Origin of the sequence: Segatella copri DSM 18205, assembly GCF_025151535.1 — a bacterium.
GTDB classification, from domain to species: domain Bacteria; phylum Bacteroidota; class Bacteroidia; order Bacteroidales; family Bacteroidaceae; genus Prevotella; species Prevotella copri.
This window is the reverse complement of sequence record NZ_CP102288.1, coordinates 2,215,386-2,238,043: the sequence shown is the minus strand read 5'-3', so window position 1 is coordinate 2,238,043 and position 22,658 is coordinate 2,215,386. Positions and strand designations below refer to the sequence as shown.

Annotated in this window: 16 protein-coding genes; 13 read left to right on the top strand and 3 right to left on the bottom strand. The window is 47.5% G+C overall.

Annotation, left to right across the window (positions count from 1 at the left end; all coding sequences use genetic code 11):
- Window positions 1-23: 23 nt before the first annotated feature.
- Together ruvA and sov are read left to right on the top strand one after the other, a co-directional pair.
- Window positions 24-638, top strand: coding sequence for a Holliday junction branch migration protein RuvA (gene ruvA / locus NQ544_RS09530; RefSeq protein WP_006849373.1), 615 nt, complete (start codon window positions 24-26; stop codon window positions 636-638).
- Between the two features lie 18 nt (window positions 639-656).
- Window positions 657-8,195 carry a T9SS outer membrane translocon Sov/SprA gene (sov, locus tag NQ544_RS09525; protein ID WP_006849372.1) on the top strand — a complete coding sequence of 2,513 codons (7,539 nt, stop codon included), beginning with the start codon at window positions 657-659 and terminating at the stop codon, window positions 8,193-8,195.
- 124 nt (window positions 8,196-8,319) lie between these two features.
- On the opposite strand, the gene nadB is transcribed toward sov, so the two are convergent.
- The gene (gene nadB, locus NQ544_RS09520; RefSeq protein ID WP_006849371.1) at window positions 8,320-9,909 is read right to left on the bottom strand and encodes an L-aspartate oxidase; all 1,590 of its coding nucleotides are present in this window, start codon (window positions 9,907-9,909) and stop codon (window positions 8,320-8,322) included.
- A 233-nt stretch (window positions 9,910-10,142) separates the two neighbouring features.
- Here nadB and NQ544_RS09515 point away from each other — a divergent pair, with 233 nt between their 5' ends.
- Genes NQ544_RS09515 through mutY form a run of 4 tightly spaced genes read left to right on the top strand, consistent with a single transcriptional unit; the run spans window position 10,143 to window position 14,241 of the window.
- Window positions 10,143-10,547: a hypothetical protein gene (locus NQ544_RS09515; protein WP_006849370.1), complete on the top strand. Its 405-nt coding sequence runs from the start codon at window positions 10,143-10,145 to the stop codon at window positions 10,545-10,547.
- 30 nt (window positions 10,548-10,577) lie between these two features.
- Window positions 10,578-11,858 carry a D-alanyl-D-alanine carboxypeptidase/D-alanyl-D-alanine endopeptidase gene (dacB, locus tag NQ544_RS09510; protein WP_006849369.1) on the top strand — a complete coding sequence of 427 codons (1,281 nt, stop codon included), beginning with the start codon at window positions 10,578-10,580 and terminating at the stop codon, window positions 11,856-11,858.
- Window positions 11,859-11,911: 53 nt separating this feature from the next.
- Window positions 11,912-13,165, top strand: a complete 1,254-nt coding sequence (locus NQ544_RS09505; protein ID WP_006849368.1) for a mechanosensitive ion channel family protein — start codon at window positions 11,912-11,914, stop codon at window positions 13,163-13,165.
- A 35-nt stretch (window positions 13,166-13,200) separates the two neighbouring features.
- Complete coding sequence (mutY, locus tag NQ544_RS09500) at window positions 13,201-14,241, top strand: A/G-specific adenine glycosylase (RefSeq protein ID WP_006849367.1); 1,041 nt, start codon at window positions 13,201-13,203, stop codon at window positions 14,239-14,241.
- A gap of 81 nt (window positions 14,242-14,322) precedes the next feature.
- On the opposite strand, the gene rbr is transcribed toward mutY, so the two are convergent.
- A complete protein-coding gene (gene rbr / locus NQ544_RS09495) occupies window positions 14,323-14,865 on the bottom strand; it encodes a rubrerythrin (protein ID WP_006849366.1) in 543 nt (180 codons plus the stop codon).
- Between the two features lie 157 nt (window positions 14,866-15,022).
- Complete coding sequence (locus tag NQ544_RS09490) at window positions 15,023-16,651, bottom strand: Na+/H+ antiporter NhaC family protein (RefSeq protein ID WP_006849364.1); 1,629 nt, start codon at window positions 16,649-16,651, stop codon at window positions 15,023-15,025.
- Between the two features lie 222 nt (window positions 16,652-16,873).
- On the opposite strand from NQ544_RS09490, the gene trxA reads away from it, so the two are divergent.
- The 7 genes from trxA (at window position 16,874) to NQ544_RS09455 (ending at window position 22,656) form a co-directional block, all read left to right on the top strand.
- Window positions 16,874-17,392, top strand: a complete 519-nt coding sequence (gene trxA, locus NQ544_RS09485) for a thioredoxin (RefSeq protein ID WP_006849362.1) — start codon at window positions 16,874-16,876, stop codon at window positions 17,390-17,392.
- A gap of 208 nt (window positions 17,393-17,600) precedes the next feature.
- Window positions 17,601-18,521: a circularly permuted type 2 ATP-grasp protein gene (locus NQ544_RS09480; RefSeq protein WP_228023676.1), complete on the top strand. Its 921-nt coding sequence runs from the start codon at window positions 17,601-17,603 to the stop codon at window positions 18,519-18,521.
- Between the two features lie 92 nt (window positions 18,522-18,613).
- A complete protein-coding gene (locus tag NQ544_RS09475) occupies window positions 18,614-19,531 on the top strand; it encodes an IS982 family transposase (protein ID WP_006848425.1) in 918 nt (305 codons plus the stop codon).
- A 141-nt stretch (window positions 19,532-19,672) separates the two neighbouring features.
- On the top strand, window positions 19,673-20,095 hold the full coding sequence (locus tag NQ544_RS09470) for a circularly permuted type 2 ATP-grasp protein (protein ID WP_228023715.1): 423 nt from the start codon (window positions 19,673-19,675) through the stop codon (window positions 20,093-20,095).
- A 72-nt stretch (window positions 20,096-20,167) separates the two neighbouring features.
- Window positions 20,168-20,869: an alpha-E domain-containing protein gene (locus NQ544_RS09465; protein WP_006849359.1), complete on the top strand. Its 702-nt coding sequence runs from the start codon at window positions 20,168-20,170 to the stop codon at window positions 20,867-20,869.
- Window positions 20,866-21,666 (top strand): transglutaminase domain-containing protein, encoded by an 801-nt coding sequence (locus NQ544_RS09460; RefSeq protein ID WP_006849358.1) that lies wholly within the window; start codon window positions 20,866-20,868, stop codon window positions 21,664-21,666. The genes NQ544_RS09465 and NQ544_RS09460 overlap by 4 nt, the downstream gene beginning before the upstream one ends.
- 60 nt (window positions 21,667-21,726) lie before the next feature.
- The gene (locus NQ544_RS09455) at window positions 21,727-22,656 is read left to right on the top strand and encodes a M14 family metallopeptidase (RefSeq protein ID WP_006849357.1); all 930 of its coding nucleotides are present in this window, start codon (window positions 21,727-21,729) and stop codon (window positions 22,654-22,656) included.
- Window positions 22,657-22,658 lie beyond the last annotated feature (2 nt).

Below are 22,658 nucleotides of genomic sequence, written 5' to 3'. Positions count from 1 at the left end.
AATTTAATTAGGAGAAAAAGAAAATGATAGAATATATTCATGGTGATCTGACAGAGCTGACACCTGCGCTGGCTGTTGTTGAGACTGCGGGGGTGGGCTACGGACTCAATATATCGCTCAATACATATACTGCCATTCAGGGCAAACAGGAAGTGAAACTCTATGTTCACGAAGTGCTGGTGACTGGTGGAAGAGATGACTCTTTCACCCTTTTCGGCTTTGCTACCAAACAGGAACGTGAACTCTACCGCCTCCTCATCACCGTTTCAGGAGTAGGCGGAAATACAGCCCGCATGATTCTCTCTTCACTCTCGCCACGCGAACTCTGCGAAATCATCTCTACTGGTAACGACAAGATGCTGAAAACCGTGAAGGGTATCGGACTGAAGACGGCACAGCGAATCATCATCGACCTGAAAGATAAAATCGTGAGCCTTGGCATTGCTGACGAACTGCCAGCCAGCGGAGGCAATGTGGTGATGGTGAACAATGACGTAAAGGATGAGGCGGTAAGCGCCCTCACTATGCTCGGCTTCTCGCCAGCACCATCAGCCAAGGTAGTAGTAGATATCCTCAAGGCACAGCCTGATCTCCCGGTAGAACAGGTTGTGAAACTGGCATTGAAGCAAATCAAATAAGTTAGGAGTTTTTTATCGATGAAACAGAAGCAAAGATTCATATCTTTTCTATTGGCTTGGCTGATGGTGGCAACCTTCGGCTATGCGATAGCTTTGCCTCAACTTCAGGACGATAAAAAGAAAACCCATACCAGCACAGCCCAGCCCGTGCAGCTCGATGAAGATACCATTCCCGATTCGCTGCTGCATACCCGCTGGCAGATTCAGCGCACCCAACCTTACTCCCTGAGCGACCTCTATCAGAGTCCGCTCGACCTGAAACGTCCTGATAATCTGCAATATCAGGTAGTCTACAACGATACCATCGACCGCTATATCATCGGCAACCGCATGGGCTCAACCTGGCTTTCGGCTCCTCTCATGCTCACTCCGAAAGAGTATCTTGCATGGACTGAACAGCAGCAGCGCAACAGCTACTTCCGCAAGCAGAACGATGAAATCTTCCAGGCAAAAGGCAAGGAGAAGTTCGATTTCTCAGATATGCACTTCGACTTGGGACCTGCAGAGAAAATCTTCGGTCCTGGTGGCATCAGAGTGAAGACACAGGGTTCTGCCGAACTCAAATTCGGTATCAACAAGAAGAGCATCGACAATCCTTCGTTGCCTATCCGCAACCGAAAGACGACGATGATGGATTTTGATGAGAAAATCAATCTCAACGTCAACGGAAAGGTGGGCGATAAGGTGAACATGAACCTGAATTACAACACCGATGCCACCTTCGATTTCGATGCACAGAACATGAAACTGAAGTACGACGGCAAGGAAGATGAAATCATCAAACTCGTTGAGGCGGGCAACGTCTCTTTCCCTTCCAACTCTTCGCTCATCAAAGGCGCCAGCAGTCTGTTTGGTGTTAGAACCGATATGCAGTTTGGCAAACTCAAGCTGCAGATGGTAGCTTCGCAGAAAAAGAGTGCATCGAAGAGCGTATCTACCAGGGGCGGTGTGCAGCTTACTCCTTTCGAGTTGAATGTAGCCGATTATGAGGAGAACCGCCACTTCTTCCTCTCCCAGTATTTCAGAAATCATTATGATGCCTGGATGCAGAAACTTCCTAATCTCACCACGGGCATCACCATCAACCGCGTGGAGGTGTGGGTTACCAACAAAACCGGCAATACCACCAATACCCGAAACATCGTAGCCCTGACCGACCTGGGCGAGAACCAGAAACTGAGCAACCCGATGTGGGCGGCGAGCGGACAGGTGCCTTCTAACCAGGCGAATACAGAGTATGCTGCGATGACAGGGCAGTATGCTGCTGCCCGTGACATCGACCAGGCTGCAACTACTCTCGATGGAGGCGGACTGGTTGGCGGAGCCGATTATGAGAAACTGGAGAGTGCCCGTCTGCTTAATTCTTCTGAGTATACAGTCAATACCGCCTTGGGTTATATCTCATTGAAAACCAGTCTGCAGACCGACCAGGTACTTGCCGTAGCCTATGAGTATACATCGGGAGGCGTAACCTATCAGGTGGGCGAGTTTGCATCCGATCTCAGCGATACCAAGCAGGCACTCTTCGTGAAATCGCTCAAGAATACCAGCAGCAATCCGCGACAGGGCAACTGGGGGTTGATGATGAAGAACGTTTATTATCTGGCTTCTACCGTAGAGAAGGAGAAGTTCCGCCTGGATGTGAAATACCAGAGCGATACCACCGGCGTATATCTCAGTTATATCCCTGAGCAGCAGGTGAAGGAGCAGCCTATCATCCGTGTGCTGGGCGCCGACCGTCTGGATAACAACAACAAGGCACACAGCAATGGATATTTCGATTATGTAGAAGGCTATACCATCTCTAACGGACGCGTGTTCATTCCGAAGGTAGAGCCTTTCGGCAGTTATATGCGTGATTATCTGGTCAAGCGGGGCGTGGCTGCCGACAAGGCTGAAAAGTATGCCTTTACCGAACTCTATGACAGTACGAAGACCGTAGCCAAGCAGATAGCCGAAAAGAACAAGTATCAGATTGTGGGACAGTTCAAGGGCTCAGCAGCCAATGTCATCTCGCTCGATGCCTACAATGTGCCACAGGGCTCGGTGGTCGTTACGGCAGGCGGTATCACCCTGAAAGAGGGCACCGACTATTCGGTAGATTACAGTGCCGGTGAGGTGACCATCCTGAACCAGAGCATCATCGATGCTGGTACGGCTGTCAACGTTTCTCTGGAGAGTAATACCGATTTCGGACAAACCCGAAAAACGATGTTCGGACTGAACTGGGAGTATGATTTTACCAAGAACTTCCAGTTGAGCGGTACTATCCAGCACCTCTCCGAACAGGCGCTTACTACCAAGGTATCCATGGGCTCCGAACCGCTGAAGAACACCCTTTGGGGCATCAATCTCAACTGGCGCAAGGAGAGTCAGTGGCTCACCAATGTGCTTGACAAGATACCATTCCTGCATCTTACCCAGCCATCGCAGATATCCTTTACAGGAGAATTTGCCCAGCTCATTGCCGGTGAGGCAGGCGGCACACAGGACAATGCATCTTATATCGATGACTTCGAGGGTACGAAGACTACCATCGATGTAACGACTCCTACCTCCTGGTTTATATCCAGTGTACCTTCGCTCAATTTCAAGGACGATTACAGCGATAAGACCGGTCTGAGCAGCGGTTTCCACCGCTCGCGCCTAGCCTGGTATACCATCGATCCGCTGTTCACCCGCCGTGGAAGTTCGCTCACTCCGGGTCATATCAAGGGCGACCTCAAGCAGTTGAGTAACCATTATGTTCGCGAGGTCTATACCAAGGAGCTCTTCCCATTGCGCGACCAGAGCAGTTATCAGGGCGCTACCAATACCCTGAATGTACTCAATCTGGCTTACTATCCAAGCGAGCCGGGACCATACAACTTCAATGTAACAGATTTGCAGGCTGACGGAACCCTGCAGAATCCGCAGCGCAACTGGGGCGGAATGATGCGTAAGCTGGATACCAACGATTTCGAGCAGGCAAACATCGAATACATCGAGTTCTGGATGCTCGATCCGTTCATCTATTCTCGCGAAGAGGCTGATGCTGCCGATTACGGTGGCGATTTCTACATCAACCTGGGCGAGGTGAGCGAGGATATCCTGCGTGATGGCAAGAAATTCTATGAGAGTGGCATGCCGGTAGATGGCAGCAAGAGCTACACCTATACCCAGTGGGGTAAGATTCCTACCCAGAGCACCGTGACCTATGCCTTTGCTACCACCAGTGGCAGCAGAGCCTTGCAGGATGTGGGTTTCAACGGACTGACTGATGCCGAGGAGCAGGAATTCTACAAGAGTGCTTATCTCGACCAGATTCAGGGCAAGGTGAACCAGGCGGTGTTCGACAGCATCTTTGCCGATCCGGCACGTGATGACTACCACTATTTCCGCGGTTCCGACTGGGATGAGATGCGTGCTCCTATCTTGCAGCGATATAAGTATATCAACAATCCTCAGGGCAATTCGCCTGACAGCGACAGCCGTTCTGAGGGCTATGATACTTCTTATAAGTCAACGCCGGATGTCGAGGATATCAACCAGGATTATACCCTCAACGAATATGAGAAATACTTCCAGTACCGTGTCAGCATCCGTCCGGAAGATCTCGTGGTGGGTAACAATCATATTGTAGATAAGCGTGAATACAGCCAGACCTGGCGTGATAATACCAAGTCTACCGTTACCTGGTATCAGTTCCGCATACCTATCGATGAGTTTGAGAGCCGTCAGGGCAACATCAACGATTTCTCCAGCATCCGCTTCATGCGTATGTTCCTCACCGGTTTCAAGAAACCTATCGTGCTGCGTTTCGGTACCTTCGACCTCGTGATGGGCAAGTGGCGTACTTATGACCAGCCGCTTAGTGCAGCCAGTGGCGGAACCCTTGACGCAAGCAGTGTGAGTCTGGAGGAGAACGGCGAGAAGACACCGGTCAACTATGTCTTGCCTCCGGGTATCAGGCGCGAACAGGATCCTAGTCAGCCTCAGTTGGTTGAGGCGAACGAGCAGGCGTTGAGTCTGGTGGTCAAGAACATGAGCACAGGCGAGGCGAAGGCGGTTTATAAGAATTCTACCCTTGATCTGCGCCTGTACAAGCGCATCCAGATGTTTGCCCATGCCAATGCTTTGGAACAGAATACCACCCGTCTGCAGGATGGTGATCTCTCAGTCTTCATCCGTCTGGGTAGTGATTACAAGAATAATTACTACGAGTATGAAATCCCACTGAAGCTCACCGAGCCACGCTCCAACTATAACCGCTATGTGCTTGCCGACTGTAAGGCGGTATGGCCTGAGGAGAATATGCTCGATGTGCCGCTGAGTGTCTTTACGGCATTGAAGAAAAACCGCAACAAGGCGAAGGCACAGGGTGTGGCTTCTTATCTCGCTCCTTATTCCATGATGGATGCAGAACATCCGCAGAACAAGATTACCATCGTGGGTAATCCGAGTCTCGGCGAGGTGAAGACCATGATGCTGGGTGTGAGAAACAATTCTGCCGATATCAAGAGCGGTGAGGTATGGATAAACGAACTCCGACTCAAGGAACATAATAATTCGGGCGGTTGGGCTGCCAATGCCAACCTCAACGTACAGCTCTCCGATTGGGGTAGCGTGAATGCCACCGGCAGATACATCAGCGAGGGATTCGGCGGTCTGGAAGATGGCGTGGCAAGTCGCACTACCGATAATTACGGTACCTACAGTGTGACCACATCGCTCGAAATGGGTAAGTTCTTCCCTGACAAGGCGAAGGTGAGCATACCTTTATATTATAGTATTACCAAGGAGAAGACCACTCCTAAGTATAATCCGCTGGATACCGATATGGAATTGAAGGATGCCCTCGATGCCGCCGGATCCAAGCATGAGCGCGATTCTATCGAGAACATCGCTGCCACCAAGATTACGCAGACCAACTTCTCCATCTCGAATGCCCGGGTGGGTATCGCTACCAAGCGTCATCCGATGCCATACGATCCAGCCAACTTCTCATTCACCTACAGTCATCAGCATCAGTATACTACGGGTGAAACGACGGTGTATGAGCGCAAGGACAACTGGCGCGGAGCCCTGGATTATTCGTGGAGCCCGGTTTATAAGGCTTGGGAACCATTCAAGGGACTGAAGAACAAGAGTAAGTGGCTCGACATTCTGAAACGTTTTGGACTGAACTGGCTGCCGCAGAACATAGCCTTCAATACCGAGATGACGCGCGACTACTACGAGTTGCAGGAGCGCGATATGGAAACCCTGATGAGTGGAGCTGCCGGAGTAGACGCCAAGTTGCCGCTCACTTTCAGTGAACAGTTCCTCTGGAACCGTGAGTTCTCCATCAACTGGGATCTGACCAAGAACCTGCACATGAACTTCCAGAGTGCTACCCATGCACAGATTGAGGAACCATATACACCGGTCAACAAGGATCTTTATGCCGACCAGTATCATGCCTGGAAGGACTCCGTATGGACCAGCATCCGCCACTGGGGTGCACCGCTCGACTATAGTCAGAATTTCCAGGCATCTTACAAGGTGCCTCTCAATCTGCTGCCTGTCTTCGACTGGGTGAACAGCGATGCCTCTTACAATGCCAACTATTCTTGGGAGCGCGGTACAGAGGATGAGGAGGGCAACTCGTATGGAAATACCATCAATACCCAGCGCGAGCTGACATTGAACGGTAACTTCAACCTGGTGAAACTCTACAACCATGTGCCTTTCCTGAAGAAGGTAAACGATAAGTTTGACCGTACCCAGAGTAGGGCACAGATGCAGCGCAAGAAGCAGGAAAAAAAGAAAAAGAAGCAGGAAGCAAAGGAACAGGCGGCTGATCCGAAGAAGGCGCTGCCTAAGAACAAGCGTGCCTTCGAACGGGAAATCACCCTCCTGCCTGATACCACATTCAAGATACGCCACGGCAAGAATACCAAGCGACTGATTGTGAATGCCAAGACGGAAGACGGCAAAGTGTTCCCGCTTAAATATAAAAAGGTGGATAATAACCAGATCAGAATCATCTCAAAGGTAGATACTGCCATGAAGGTGAAACTTTCCGTACTGGCTAAGGAACCGCTTGATGATAAGAAATGGTATAAGGGATTGCAGTTGGCTAGTCGTCTGGCAATGATGGTGCGCAATGTGAGCATCAACTATCGCAGCAGCTATCAGCTCACCCTGCCGGGCTTCTTGCCTAGTGTGGGTGATGCCTTCGGACAGAAGAAGGTGGGACAGATGGCACCGGGTCTTGACTTCGCCTTCGGTATGGTTGGCGACGATTATATCGAGAAGGCTAGAAACAACGACTGGCTGCTCTGCAACGACAGTATCGCAACACCTGCTACTACCAGCAGAACGGATAATCTTACGTTGCGTGCCACCTTGGAGCCTGTCAAGGATTTCAAGATTGATCTCTCTGCCACACGCACCAAGACCACGCAGAAGAGCATACAGTATATGTATGAAGGAACGCCAACTACCCAAAGTGGAGCCTTCCAGATGACTACCATCTCGCTGGGTTCGGCTTTCGAGGGAATGGGCAATGCCAATTCGGGGTATCGCAGCAAGACCTTCGAGAAGTTTGTCAACTCGCTGGCTGGTTTCAGAGATAGGGTAGAGGCGCAGTATGCCGGAACTGTTTATCCGGCTGGTTCGGCTCTGGCTGGCGGCAAGTTTGATGCTTCCCGCACACCGGTTAACCAGTATAGCAGCGATGTCATGATTCCTGCCTTCCTCAAGGCTTATACCTCGATGGGTGGCAATTCGCTCTCGGTATTCCCGGCATTGAGCCGGATGTTGCCAAACTGGACTATCCGTTATAGTGGACTGGGACGTCTGCCTTGGTTCAACGAGCACTTCAAGAGTATCAACATCAACCACTCTTACAAAAGCGTCTTTGCAGTTGGCAGCTACAATAGTTACAGCACCTTCCAGGAGTATATGAACGGTCTCGGCTTCGTGAGTGATGCCGCTACGGGCAATCCGTCGCCAAGCAGCATGTTCAACATTTCGCAGGTAAGTATCAACGAGTCGTTCTCGCCATTATTGGGTATGGATGTCACATTCAACAATAATATGACGGTGAAGGCAGAATATCGCCAGACCCGTGTATTGAACCTCAGTATGACGAGTGTGCAGCTGAACGAGGCATTGAGTAAGGACTGGGTAATCGGCATGGGTTACCGCATCAACAACTTCGATGTTTTCGGTTGGGGCGCCAAAGCCTCCCGTTCCAAGTCGAAGGGCGGCAACAAGAATGCAGCCAATAAGAATGCGTCGACCACCAAGACGGTTCAGAATGGTACCAACCATGATCTGAATCTACGTCTTGACTTCAGTTTCCGTAAGCAGGCAGCCATCGTTCGTGATATAGCCTCAATGGTAAGCAGTGCCAGCAGCGGCAACAATGCTCTGAAACTGAGTTTCTCTGCCGATTATACCTTCAGCAAACTCCTTACCATGAGTTTCTATTATGACCGTCAGACCAACACACCGCTCCTGTCGAGCAGCAGTTATCCTACCACCACACAGGATTTCGGCCTGAGCATCAAGTTCTCGCTGACGAGATAAAAAGAAAATTCACCAGAACCAATAGGTAGAAAGAAAAATTCTCTAATTCTCAAATTCTTGAAAATAAAAAAAGCTCGGATGCTTGTGATGCATCCGAGCTTTTTAATATTCTGATAATTCTTGATTACTTCTTGTCGTAAGCATGAACAGGGTAGTCGATGGTATAGTGAAGACCACGGCTCTCCTTGCGTTCTATCGCCATGCGGGTGATGAGATAACCCACGTTGATCATGTTGCGGAGCTCGCAGAGCTCCTTGCTTACCTTTACACGCTTGAAGAGATTCTCGGTCTCTTCGTAGAGAAGGTCGAGACGGTCCCATGCTCGCTTCAGACGGAGATCGCTGCGCACGATGCCTACATAGTTGCTCATGCATTCGCCAACCTCTTTCACGCTCTGTGTAATCAATACCTTCTCTTCGTTGGTCAAAGTACCTTCATCATTCCATGCTGGAACCTTCTCGTTGAAATCATATTCATCTACATGCTCCAGACTGTGCTTGGCAGCTGTCTCGGCATATACCACAGCCTCGATGAGCGAGTTGCTGGCAAGACGGTTACCGCCATGCAGACCGGTGCATGAACACTCGCCCAGGGCATAGAGACGGTTGATGCTTGAACAGCCGTTCAAATCAACCTTGATACCACCACACATATAGTGAGCGGCAGGACGAACAGGGATATACTCCTTGGTGATGTCGATGCCGATACTCAGACACTTGGCGTAGATATTAGGGAAGTGACGCTTGGTCTCCTCTGGATTCTTATGGGTTACATCGAGACAGACATGATCCAATCCGTGAATCTTCATCTCCTTATCGATGGCACGAGCCACGATGTCACGAGGAGCCAGACTCAATCGCTTATCATATTTCTCCATGAAACTTTCGCCGTTAGGCAGACGCAAGATGCCGCCATAACCACGCATAGCCTCGGTGATGAGAAAGGCAGGATGGGTTTCGCCCGGATGATAAAGAGCGGTTGGGTGGAACTGGACAAACTCCATGTCGGCTACAGTTCCCTTGGCACGGTATACCATCGCCTCACCATCGCCAGTGGCAATCACAGGGTTGGTGGTAGTCTGATAAACAGCACCGCATCCACCGGTACACATCACGGTAACCTTACTCAGATAGGTATCCACCTTCTGGGTGTCAGGATTCAATACGTATGCACCGTAACAGTTGATATAAGGAGTGCGGCGGGTAACACGGGCACCCAAGTGGTGCTGAGTGATAATCTCCACGGCGAAATGATTTTCCTTGATATCGATATCCGGACAGTTGCGCACAGCCTCCATCAGACCGCGCTGGATTTCTGCACCCGTATCATCGGCATGATGAAGGATGCGGAACTCGCTGTGACCGCCCTCACGGTGGAGGTCGAACTTGCCGTCCTGCTGCTTATCGAAGTTGACGCCCCACTGCACGAGCTCCTTGATCTGATCCGGTGCCATGGTGACAACCTGCTTCACTGCTTTATAATCGCTGATATAATCACCAGCAATCATTGTATCCTGTATGTGCTTGTCGAAGTTATCCACTTCCAAGTTGGTAACTGACGCCACACCACCTTGTGCGAATGACGTGTTAGCCTCGTCGAGCGAGGTTTTGCAAATCATACACACCTTACCTTTATGCGCTCTGGCTACTTTCAGGGCGTAACTCATACCGGCAACTCCTGAGCCGATAATCAGAAAATCATACTTATAAACCATTGAGTTTATTCTTATCTAATTTCAATTTTAAGAACGGGTGTTTTTATCTATAAAACAGCCCCATTCTCTCAGAATTAATTCTTAATTCGTTGCAAAAGTAATAATTAATCTTTAAAATGAGTAATAAGAGAGGGATTTTTTGTAATTTTGCAGCGAAATTTAAGGTTATATAGTCTTTTAGACTATCAAAAGGTCGTAAAAACGACAATAATATAAGGTAATAAATCAAAGTTATGGCAGATAGAACTTTTCATAAGCGCTTTACGCTGACGGCACGTATCGGTGTGGCGGTGTTTGCAATCCTGGCTCTCTACTTTTTCTGGGTCAAACTGGCTATCATCGGCATCTTTGTGGCTATCATCATCGTGGGCATGATAGAGCGCATACTGAATACAACCTATACCTTCAAGATGGTAAAACCGATAGACCTGGATGAGGAGATGGAATATCTCATCATCAATGAGGGCAGGTTCTCTTCCAACAGAAATGTGCCGCTATGTGATGTCATTGATGTACACATCGCCAAGACTTTCTTCGGATTAGACCATTGCGTGGTCATCGAATACGGACATAATAATATTGTAACCGTTCAGCCGGATAATGAAGAGGCATTTATGGAGAGAATCAAAAATAAATAATTTCTTTTAAGTTCAGGTGAACTGATTGTGATGAAAAAGATAATATATATGATGTTGGGTCTGATGATGGTATGGATCTCTGTACCGGTGCAGGCCCAGAATGTGATTGAAGATGAGAGAATAGAAACGGTTGATGAGGAGGATGTTTCCGACTCGACACTCGTTGACTCCCTGGCTGCGGATACGCTGACGCAGAAATTGCTTTGGCCAGAATCGGTGAGGGTGGGTATTGATAAACTCCTTGAGAGCAAGATGTTCGAGACATCACAGGTAGGACTAATGGTCTGGGACCTGTCTGCTGACTCTTGTATCTATCAGAGAAATGAACGACAGCTGATGCGTCCGGCAAGTACTATGAAGCTCCTGACTGCCATTACGGCGCTCGATAAGTTGGGCGGTTCTTATCAGTTTAAAACCACTCTGAAATATACCGGTACCATTGAGAATGGGGTGTTGACGGGTGATGTCTATTGTATAGGCGGTATGGATCCCCGTTTCAACAGTGATGATATGTCGGCATTTGTCAATAGTCTGAAGGATATGGGTGTTGACACCATCCGTGGCAGCATCTATGCCGACCGCTCTTTGAAGGATGCCGACCTGTTGGGTGAAGGCTGGTGCTGGGATGATGACAATCCGGTGCTTTCGCCACTGGTGTTCCAGCGTAAGGACATCTTTATGGATAAGTTTCTTGCCAAGCTCCGTGAGGAGGGCATCGAATATTCCTGCTTTGGGGCTTCAGAGAAGGTTTGTCCTACGAGTGCCTTTACGGTCTGTACCCGATTCCATACGATGGATCAGATTCTGCACAAGATGATGAAGGAGAGTGATAATCTCTATGCCGAGAGCATGTATTATCAGATTGCGGCTTCTACGGGCAATAAATGGGCGAGTGCCAAGAGTGCCCGAAATGTGGAAAAACAGCTTATCCGTAAGATAGGACTCGATCCGGCAAGATATAAACTGGCTGACGGCTCGGGACTTTCGCTCTATAATTATCTCAGTGCCGAACTGGTGGTGAAACTGCTGCGTTATGCTTATTTCAACGGCAACATCATGGACCATCTGAAGCATTCGCTGCCTATCGGTGGGGTAGATGGTACATTGAAGAAGCGTATGAAGAACAGTTTTGTGCATGGCAATGTGAAAGCAAAGACGGGTACGCTGACGGGCATCATCTCATTGGCGGGTTACTGTACCGCAGCCAATGGTCATGAACTCTGTTTCGCCATCATCAACAATGGTATCATGCATGGCAATAATGCCAGACACTTTGCAGATAAAGTATGTACTTTGCTCTGCCAACCGTGAGCGTTAGTTGATAGTTTTTAGTTGATAGTTTATAGTTGATAGTTAATAGTTTTATGGAGGAAATTCGTAATTTTGTAGATGAAATGATAACATGGGCAGGAGTCACCGGTGATTTTGTGCCCATGCTGCGCCATATCTTGCTCACCATTACTGCCATCCTCTTGGCGATGTTGAGCGATTTCCTGTGTCGCAAGATACTGGTTCCGCTCATCAGTAAGATTACTGATAAGACGGACATCACTTGGGATGATGTGCTGCTGAACAAGAAGGTGCTCACCTCGGCTTGCCATATTGTGCCGGCGGTGGTGATATGGTCGCTCATGCCGCTGATTTATCTGGAGTATCCGATATTCAAGGAGATATTGGAGCGGGCTACGGGCATCTATATCGTGGTGATGTCGGTGCGTACGGCTCTGGTCTTCATCGGGTCTTTCAAAGGATTGGAGGATTCTCAGGAACGACGCTCGTCGACTCAGCAGTATTTCCATACTTTCTGCGGTGTTCTCAGGATATTGATGCTCTTCGTGGCTGCTGTGGTGGTGGTTGCCATCCTGTTGGACAAGAACCCGATGACCCTCTTTGCCGGTTTGGGTGCTACCTCGGCTGTCCTGATGCTGGTCTTCAAGGATACCATCTCGGGATTGGTGGCTGGTGTGCGTCTTACCAGCAATGATATGTTGCATAAGGGCGACTGGATTACGGTGAAGTCGGTGGATGCCAATGGTATCGTTGAGGATATATCACTCACGACCGTAAAGGTGCGCAACTTTGATAACACCATCGTTACCATTTCGCCTATTAACCTGGTGAATGGTTCGTTCCAGAACTGGATTGGTATGCAGAAGAGTGGTGGACGAAGAGTGAAGCGCGTGGTTTACTTCGATTTCCGTAGTGTCCGTCTGGTGGATGAGACATTAAAACGTAATCTGCTTGCTAGGCATTTCGCCACCGAAGATTCGTTTAAGTTGAAGGAGTCGTTGCAGAAGGCGATAGATAAAGATATACAAGAAGGGAAGGATATTGAGGATTTAAAGAATCCTGCAGCCCTTGCTCCTACCAATCTCCAACTTTACCGTAAATTCATGGAGAAGTATCTGCGCCAGCGTCCGGAGGTCAATACCGATCTCACATTGATGGTGCGCCACATGGAAGCCACGCAATGCGGTCTCCCTATCGAGTTCTATTTCTTCATCAAGGATAAGGTATGGGTGAATTATGAGCACATTCTCGCCGATATCATGGAGCATGCCTATGCCTTGGCGAATGAATTCGGTCTGAAGATTTACGAGCAATATCCGGAACAGTAATTACTTTGAACATTGAGATTTGAACATTGAATTTTATGAATAGTTTTTCGGCTGTCATTATCCATTGGTTTCGTGAGAATGGTAGGGATTTGCCTTGGCGCGAAACCACGGACCCTTATGCCATCTGGCTGAGCGAAATCATCCTTCAGCAAACCCGCATCGCACAGGGATGGGAATATTGGGAGCGGTTCATGAAGACCTATCCCAAGGTTGAAGACTTGGCTGCTGCCAGCGAAGATGATGTCTTGAAACTCTGGCAGGGATTGGGGTATTACTCGCGAGCCCGCAACCTTCATGCTGCTGCCAGACAGATTGTGGAGCTCGGTCATTTCCCTGATACGCTTGAAGGTATCAAAGCCCTGAAAGGGGTGGGTGATTATACTGCGGCAGCCATCGGTTCTTTTGCCTTTGATATTCCGGCGGCAGTAGTAGATGGCAATGTGTACCGGGTTCTTTCACGTTACTTCGGAATAGATACTCCTATCAATTCAACGCAGGGTAAAAAAGAGTTTGCTGCATTGGCTCAATCACTCTTGCCTGCTTCGTCTGCTCAGCAACTTTCTGATACAGCATTATCGCCTGTTGCTGCCTATAACCAGGGTATGATGGATTTCGGAGCTATCCAGTGCACTCCTCAATCTCCAAAATGTCTTGTCTGTCCGCTTGCCGAAACCTGTGAGGCGTTGAGGACTGGAAGGGTAGAGGAGTTGCCGGTGAAGAACAAGACACTGAAGGTGAAAACGCGCCATCTCTCCTATATATATATAAGGTGTAAAGGCGAAGTGGCTATCCACCGTCGCGGCGAGGGTGATATCTGGCAAGGATTGTGGGAACCATATAACGCATCAGATGCTCCGCAACTGCCTGCCTTTGTCCATAATCCTCTTCTCCTGGCTAAGGATGTGAAGCATGTACTTACCCATCGCATCCTCCTTGCCGACTTCTATCTGCAGGAAACAGAAACCCGCCCCCTGCTCCCTGATGATTATATCTGGGTGAAAGAGGACGAGGTAGAACAGTATGGTGTTCCAAGGTTGATAGAAATCATGTTGGAAATGGTTCAAGCTAAATCATAAAAAAGAGGGTGTGTCATAAGGCCATGACACACCCTTTCTTATTTATATATGTTCTGTTAGATATTTCGTCTCAAGCAAGAATTAGTAATTCTGTGCTTCAATCTGGAAGTAGCTCTGTGGGTGGTTGCAGACTGGGCAAACCTCAGGAGCCTGCTTGCCTACTACGATATGTCCGCAGTTAGAGCACTGCCAGATGCAGTCGCCGTCACGAGAGAAGACGAGCTTGTCCTGTACGTTCTTCAAGAGCTTGCGATAACGCTCCTCGTGGTGCTTCTCGATTTCAGCAACCATCTCAAACTTAGCTGCAATCTCCTCGAAACCTTCTTCGTGAGCCTCCTTTGCCATGCGTGGATACATTTCTGTCCACTCGTCGTGCTCACCATTGGCAGCAGCTTCCAGGTTCTTCTCTGTATCCTGGATAGCACCGCCCTCCAGATACTTGAACCACAACTTAGCGTGCTCCTTCTCGTTAGCAGCTGTCTCCTCAAAGATATTAGCTATCTGTACAAAACCGTCTTTCTTTGCCTTGCTTGCAAAATAGGTATATTTGTTACGAGCCTGTGACTCACCAGCGAAAGCCTCCAGGAGGTTCTTCTCAGTCTTTGTACCTTTTAATTCTTTCATAATGTCTACTTTTTATAATGTTTATATGTTCTTTATTAAATTCTTATGCAAAGAAAATGCAAACGAGCGCAATGAAAGCTTGCTTTCAAATTGCCGAGTGCAGCTTTTCTTATGCAAAGATATTGAAAATATTTCAAATATACAAATAAATTAAGAACTATTTACCTTTTTGGCGTTTATTTAGATAAAATAAAGCAAAACCGAGCATGGCAACACCGAATATCCACGAGATGATGGCACTCGTTGCCATCCCCAGCGTATGAGTGAATCCCGCCACAACGAAGGTGAAGAAACTCACACAGGCTACAGTCAGGGCGTATGGCAACTGTGATGATACATGATGTACATGCTTGCATTCCGCTCCTGCACTCGCCATGATGGTGGTATCGCTGATAGGAGAGATATGGTCGCCGCATACCGCACCAGCCATACATGCCGAGATAGAGATGATGCGCAATGGGTCGGCTCCTGGGAATACGGCGATGCAGATAGGAATCAGAATACCGAAGGTTCCCCAGGAGGTACCCGTTGCAAATGCCAGGAAGGCAGCAACTAGGAAGATGATGGCTGGCAGGAGCATCTGGAGTTCAGAAGCGCTGCTTGCCACTACGCTAGATACATATTCTGCCGCACCCAGCGAGTCGGTCATGCTCTTCAGGGTCCATGCCAGGGTAAGAATCAGAATGGCTGGTACCATCGCCTCAAAACCCTTGATGAGACTACTCATCGCCTCATCGAAAGGCAAGGTCTTGCGAATGGTAAACATCATGATGGTAAGAATCAGAGCAGCCAATGAACCGATTACCAAGCCCACAGAGGCATTGCTCGCAGCAAAGGAATCTACAAAGTTGAGATAGTTGGCATTATTGGCATCGAAGAATCCGCCCGAATATACCATACCCGCCATGCAGAAGATAATCAGCATGATGATTGGTATCACCAGGTCGCTCACGGTTCCCTTGTTCTTGGAATCCTCTTTCTGTATGGCTCCCACACCATGCTCAACAATCTGCAGTTTGGTATCGCTCACTTCATCGAGTTTCCCGCCATTGGTTCGTTCGTACCATTCCTTCAGTCTTGCATCATATTTGCTCATCGCCTTGAAGTCGAAGCCCAGTATCACGATGCCAAACATAAAGAGGATGGTAAAGAATGCGTAGAAATTAAAAGGTATCGCCTTGCAGAAAAGTGCCAGTCCGTTCTCACCTCCTGATACGAAGCCCGATACCGCAGCTGCCCAACTCGAGATAGGGGAGATGATGCAGACCGGAGCGGCTGTAGAATCGATGAGATAAGCCAGCTTCTCCTTGGTAACACCGTTGCGCACTGCGATAGGACGCATCACCGAACCCACCGTAAGGCAGTTGAAGTAATCATCGATGAATATCAGAATGCCGAGCAGAATGGTGGCAATCTGTACCCCAATCTTCGAGTGTACGTGTTTGGAAGCCCAACGGCCGAAAGCAGCCGAACCACCCGCCTTGTTCATCAGTGAAACGATGCAGCCTAATACCACCAGGAATACTAGAATGCCCACGTTCCATGGGTCGGAAAGGCAATGTATCAAACCGTATGTCTTGGCATCATCGCCTTCACCTACAGTGTGGTTTGTCAGGTGAACGAGGAATCCGTCGAAACCTGTTCCCATCGAAATGCAATATTGAACGGCACCCAGTATGATACCGATAAAAAGAGAAGAATAGACCTCTTTCGTCTTCAGCGCCAGAGCAATGGCGACGATAGGAGGCAGTAACGACCATGCGGTCCCAATCATGTTGTAATCCATTTTATTGTTTTTTGGCAAAGGTAGTTTTTTTCGGTAATATATGCAAGCTTTTGGGCAGAAAAAATGGTGTTTATGGGTTGATATGGGCTGTTTTAGCATATTTTATCATTATAAAGTGTCGTTTTTCTATATTTTTATTGTATCTTTGAAAACTCAAATTGCAACTCAATCTGAGATAGAATGGAAACTCAATTTTAGCAACTTAATAATGGAGGACTAATTATGAACATCAATTCTGGTATTAAGCAAGCCGTGATTTTAACCATCGGCATCATGGCAGTTGTTTTATTTCTACCATTTCTTGTTTCTTGTTCTCAGAACAGGAAAGCACCTGCTGTTTCTCCTCAACCGACTGTAGGAAAAACTGAGAAGAATGAAACTGCCAAGGTGCAATATCTCACCACATCTGATTTCAGAAAAAAGATTATGGATTACGAGGCTCATCCGGATGAGTGGGTCTTTGCCGGTTCCCGTCCTGCCGTCATCGATTTCTATACCACCTGGTGTGGTCCTTGCAAGATGATGGCTCCCGTAGTGGAATCTCTCGCCGAGAAATATGCCGGCAAGATAGATTTCTATAAGGTGGATATCGACCAGGAGTCCGAACTTGCTTCTGTTTTCGGTATCAGCAGCATCCCTACCTTCCTCTTCATCCCCGTGAAAGGCAAACCATCTGTGCAGATGGGTGCTATGCAAAAGGAGGATTTCGAAGAACTGATTGGTAAAATTAAAACAAAATGACAATTTGGTAGCTTTTGGTGTGTATTTGCTTTCGAAAAGTGTATTATTGTTTATTGTTTGTAATCATAATGCAATTATATTGCTGATTATAATAAATTATTGTGCGAAAATATTTTGCGTTTGCGATAAAATGCGTACTTTTGCAGTTGAAAACTTATCAAAGTGATATGTAAAACAAGGTATAAATGTTCCAAATTGCAAAAGAGGTATGAAGGTAAATATTAAAGGATTGACAGACAGTAGAGACACCGTAAACAAATGGATGGAAAGATTTGGTGTTCGATTTGGTGTTTATAAGAAGGGGACGTTCAAGGAGCAGCTCTTTCCATTCGATTCTGTGCCACGAATCATTCCCAAGAAAGATTGGGATTACTTAGAGGCTGGTCTACAGCAGCGCGTGAAGGCCCTCAATATGTTTTTGTGGGATATCTATCACGACAAGAAAATTATCAAGGATGGCATCGTGCCCGAGGAATTCGTTTATTCCTCTAAAGGCTATATGCCTCAATGTGAAGGAATAAGTCCTACCGGAAAAGTATATGCGCATATTGCCGGTATAGACTTGGTAGAAGGTAAGGATGACAACTGGTATGTGCTGGAAGATAACCTGCGAATCCCGTCGGGAGCCAGTTATCCGATGATTGCCCGAAAGATAACCAGAAAGGTTTCGCCTTCTACTTTCGCCGACAATGCCGTGGCAGACAACAGAGATTATGCTGACTTGCTGCGCGACATGATGGATGATATGAACGAAGACCGTGGTATCGCCGTGATTCTTACGCCGGGCCGCTACAACTCCGCCTTCTTCGAACACTCTTATCTTGCCGAGAAGACGGGAGCTACCCTGGCTTATCCGGGTGACCTCTTTGTGGAGGATGACAAGGTGTATTATGGCGGTATGTATAAGGAGAAAATCCGTGTGGGCTGTATCTATCGCCGTGTGAGCGATGAATATATGGACCCGATGATGTTCGAGGCTTCTTCGCTTCTGGGCATCCCGAACGTGATGCAGGCATACAAGGCAGGCAACGTAGCGCTGATCAATGCCATCGGAAATGGTGTGGCAGATGATAAGGGTATCTATTATTTCGTGCCGAAAATGGTGAAGTATTACCTCAGTTCGGGATAAGAAATAGTGCCTAAAAAAGTTGGTAATCTCCGATATTTTTTGTATCTTTGTAGTTGAAATCCAATTAGTTACAAACATAAAAAGATATCATTATGGAGATTACCAAGGACAAAGTTACAGAATTATTTTGTATTATTGATGAATTTTACAAAGTTTTTGATGCTGAAAATGCAGGAAAATTGCTTTTGAGTGAAGATGGAGTAAAGCGCAGACGACGTAAAGCCTCTTTATCTGATAGTGAAATCATGACGATTTTGCTGTATTTCCATTTCGGCTCGTTCCGAAACTTCAAGCATTATTACCTATTCTTTATTAGAGGAACTTTGAAGTCATATTTTCCAAATGCGGTGTCTTATAACCGTTTTGTAGAACTTGAAAGTCGCGTATTCTTCCCTCTCATGTTCTTCCTGAATCTCCGTGCTTTTGGCAGATGTACAGGTATAACCTTTGTTGATTCAACCATGATACCAATATGCCACAATCTCAGGCGTTATGCCAACAAAGTGTTCAAAGGCATTGCCACAGACGGAAAGGGAACAATGGGATGGTGTCATGGGTTCAAGCTACATCTGGCTTGTAATGATAGAGGTGAGATAATTGCTTTTGTTCTCACTGGTGCAAACGTTAGCGACAAAGATCCAGCGGTATTCGATGTGTTGGCTAAACGTCTGTATGGTAAGCTGTTTGCAGATAAAGGCTATATCTCGCAAAAACTTTTCGATTCGCTTTTTGAGGAAGGCATCCAGTTGGTAACAGGACTGAGAGTGAACATGAAGAACAAACTAATGCCGTTCTATGACAAGATGATGCTACGCAAAAGATACATCATTGAAACGATTAATGACCTGTTGAAAAATACGGCTCAGATAGTACATTCACGTCACAGGTCTGTTGCGAATTTCATCATAAATATTATTTCTGCATTAGGGGCATACTGTTTCTTTGACAACAAGCCCAAGGCACTTACTGGATACGTTATCGAAGATACGAAACAGCTTAGTCTTTTCTAACATTGCATATTTTACAGGAGGATTTTGTCTCAGCAACCATCCAAGATATATAGATGGTTGCCAAGCCTCTGTGTCCCTTATATAAAAACATTATAAAGCCTTTAGATAGAGCTCGTTATCCCGAACTGAGGTAAGTATTACCTGGACGAAGAGCCTATCCTGCACAATGCACCAACCTATCTGCCTTATTTCAAGGAAGATTACGATTATGTGCTGAAGCACATCGACCGTCTGGTAATCAAGGATGTGAGCGAGGCTGGAGGCTATGGTGTGGTATTCGGCTCGAATCTGTCGCCAGAGAAACTGGAGGAATTGAAGCAGCTCATTATCAAATATCCAAGAAGATGGATAGCACAGGAAGTAATCGATTTCAAGGATCTGGAGATTCTGGAAGATGGCAAACTGGTTTGGCGCAAGGCAGACCTTCGTGCCTTTGTGGTGAGCGGTAAGGAAACCAAGGTATGGAAGAGCGGACTGACCCGTTTCTCGCGCAATCCGAACTCTTTTGTAGTCAACTCATCACAGGGTGGCGGATTCAAAGATACTTGGGTCATGACAAAATAAAATAGGGATATAAGAGAGTATTTTTTGTTTTTAAGAAGATTATTAGAGAAATTTGAAAGTGTAAATAAAGATATGGTTAAGAGTGATATTATTTCTGCCACTAAGGCAAACAGATTGTATTGGTTGGGAAGATATGAGATGAGAGTTTATCTTACATTGCATCAGCTCAATAAATGTTGCGATGAGATGATAGACGGAAGTCCGGAGGCTTATCATGCCGTATGGACTAAGTTGGATGCCATGGGTAATTACAAGACCAACGACGAGTTTATCCTCGGCATGCTCTATGATGAGAACAATCCGAGTTCGGTGATTTCTGCCCAAGAATGTGCGATGGATAATGCTATTTTGTTGCGCGAAGACATCATGTCGGAGACGCTGAGTTATCTGGAGATGAGCGTTGCCTTGATGAAGCGATGCAAGGAGCAGAACGATAAGCAACTCGCTTCTCTGCAGCCTGTCATCGACTGGTCGCTTGCTTTCTGGGGCTCAGCAGAACAGCGCATCCAGAATCATAATGCTCTGAACATCGTGATGATAGGTAGAAACGTGGAGAATCTTGATATTCTTATCCGTTTCGGCTATCCTTTCCGCCGTGTGGCACTCGCCTACGAATCTCTGAAGAGATATTGCGTAGAAGATCATCTGGATATCCTGGATGAGAACATGGTTCACCAGCTGGATGCTCTGATTACGGAAGAGCACTTCAACCTCGATGACCAGGAATATAAATTCAAGTTAATCAAATACATCAACCAATTGGTGCGTGTATGAAGAAATACATTTATAATTACCAGACCGTGGTCGGCTTCAATCAGCCAGTAAGCCGGCATGCTATCCTGCTGCGGGCACAACCCGCACAGGGAGCCTATATGAACATAGAGGAAGAGCATCTGCTGCTTCCTCCCTCGTTTCATATTCAACGGGGCACTGACCAACTGGGTAATCGTATCGTGTATGGCTGCGAGCATGAACCGCACAGTTCGCTGGTCACGGTGAGTACGGGCATCGTGAGTATGAGCGATTACCAGGTGCCGCTGGATGCCATCCCCCTGATGGCGTATCGGGAGCCTACGCCGCTTACGTATCTTTCCCAAGAACAGGTGGAGGAAGCACTGGCTGAGGCTTCTTCTCTGGGAGATTCTAATTTAGAAAAAGCAAGCCATCCGCTTCAGACAGCCCTCAGCATCTGCCATTTCGTTCATGAAACGATGAGTTATGTACCCGATGTAACGACATCCGATACGCCGGTATCTGAACTCATCAAGACCCATCAGGGTGTTTGTCAGGACTTTGCTCATCTGATGATTTCCCTCTGCAGACTCCGGGGTATTCCGGCTCGTTATGCCTGTGGATTCATGGAAGGCGAAGGAGAGACGCATGCCTGGGTAGAGGCCTGTGACGGACATGCCTGGTATGGATTCGATCCTACCAACGATGTGGAGATGAAGCTGGGATACGTAAAGCTGGCTCATGGCAGGGATGCATCCGATTGCCCTGTGAGTCGTGGCATTTATATGGGAAATGCCCTGCAGAATACGGAAGTAAGTGTATTGCTGAAAGAAATATAATGGCAAGGCAAAAAAGAAAAAATAGTAACATAACTAAGAAGTAAGAGAGAAAGCTGAAATATGATTAAGACGATTGTATCAACAGAGCTTCCCGTAAACGAGAGATACCTCATCAGAAAAAACATCATCAGCAATGGTGAAGGAAAGAAGAGAATCTGCATCGTGACGGGAACTCACGGCGATGAACTGGAAGGCCAGATGGTGTGCTATCTCATGGCCCGACTGCTGAACGAACAACAGGAAAACCTGGATGGAACGGTGGAAATCTATCCCGCCCTCAACCCTCTGGGTATTGACACCATACAACGGGGAATCCCAAACTTCGACCTCGATATGAACCGCATCTTTCCGGGTGATAAGAACGGAACGATGGCAGAACAGGCAGCCTATTCCATCATCGAAGATCTGAAAGGTGCCGACCTGGTTATTGACGTTCACTCCAGTAACCTCTATCTTAGGGAAACTCCTCAGGTTCGCATCAATGTTTTGAACGAGAAGGAACTGGTGCCGCTGGCACAGGAAATGGGTGTAGATTTCGTTTGGGTTCACGATGCAGCCACCGTGCTGGAGGCTACGCTGGCACATTCGCTCAATTCCACCGGTACCAAATGTCTGGTAGTAGAAATGGGAGTAGGCGAGCGCATCAATCATTCCATGTGTTTCCGTCTGCGCGACGGCATCCTGCATCTGATGCACGAGATGGGGATGTGGAAGGGTGAAGCGCCTGCCGACCATCTGGCAGATTCCATTGTATGCAAAGGCAACAAGGTGGAATTTCTGAATGCCGAGACATCGGGCATCTTTATCACAGAGTTGAAATGTGGATTCATGGTAGAGAAATCGCAGGAGATAGGACAGATTGTGGAACCGCTGACGGGCAAGATTCTGAGTCGCGTCATTTCGCCGGTAGATGGCTATCTGTTTACCATCCGGGCTTATCCTATCGTTTACGAAGGTTCGCTCATGGCGAGAATTTATCATGAAAATTAGAA